Raw genomic sequence first — 1,064 nt, forward strand, 5'->3', positions numbered from 1 at the left:
TCAGGCGCGTAAACGATTGGGCAGTGAGGTTATTAGAGAAGTATTTAGTCGCAGCGCCAATACCTGGCACGCGAGAGCTGAACATCCTCATTGGTGCGGCCTTAACTTGTATGGTGTTGACGGTGTAGTGTGGCGGACACCCGATAGTGTCCAAAATCAAGCCGCCTTTGCGCGTACCGCAAACGCTTCAGGCGAAGCTGCTTATCCGCAAATTCGCATGGTTTGCTTGATGGAATTAAGCAGCCATTTGTTGGTCAACAGCGCCTTTGATTCGGTTGCCGAAAATGAAATGAACTTAGCATCCCAGCTCATTCCTAGCATTCCCAATTACAGCCTAACCCTATTTGACCGAGGATTTTACTCGCTCGGCCTGYTRCACGCTTGGCAGCAAGCGCAACCTGATAGCCACTGGTTGTTGCCATTGAAGAAAGGCACTCAATATGAGGTGGTGCGAACGCTAGGAAAGCATGATCAGTGGGTGAAACTCACCACGACACCTCAGGCCAGAAAGAAATGGCCGCAGCTGCCTGAAACTCTTGAAGCGCGTTTATTGACTAAGACAGTGAAAGGTAAGCCAGTCGCCATTTTGACCTCGTTGACAGACCCGATGCGTTACCCCAGCGAAGACATCGTCGACTTATATGCCCATCGATGGGAAATAGAACTGGGCTACAGAGAGATGAAGCAACATCTACTGGAGAGCCGTTTTACGCTCCGTAGTCAACTACCGGAGCTGGTGACTCAAGAGTTATGGGGCGTGCTACTGGCCTATAATCTCATTAGATATAAGATGTTGCTGATGGCTAAAAGCTTGCCATCGGTCCACCCCAATCAACTGAGTTTTCGAGATGCGGCGAGTTATATCATCTTCAAGTTGACACAACTGTCATCACAAACACCGGGGAATGTCCCGAGAGACGTATTGGATATAGAACGAAATGCACGGCAATTTAAGCTGGATGGTAAACGGGAAAGGGCATATCCACGAGTTCTTAAAATGAGCAAAAACAAGTTCCCGGTTAGACCAAAGAAAAATGCCGTTCACTCTTAAGTGAACGGCATTA

Annotated in this window: 1 protein-coding gene; it reads left to right on the forward strand. The window is 48.4% G+C overall.

Features of this window, described 5'->3' with window-relative positions; all coding sequences use genetic code 11:
* Positions 1-1,051: IS4 family transposase (locus tag L5L77_RS22825; protein WP_263193452.1), on the forward strand; the 1,051-nt coding region annotated here is incomplete at its 5' end.
* Positions 1,052-1,064: the final 13 nt, after the last annotated feature.

It is taken from the genome of Shewanella sp. SM29, assembly GCF_025654245.1.
GTDB lineage: Bacteria > Pseudomonadota > Gammaproteobacteria > Enterobacterales > Shewanellaceae > Shewanella > Shewanella oncorhynchi.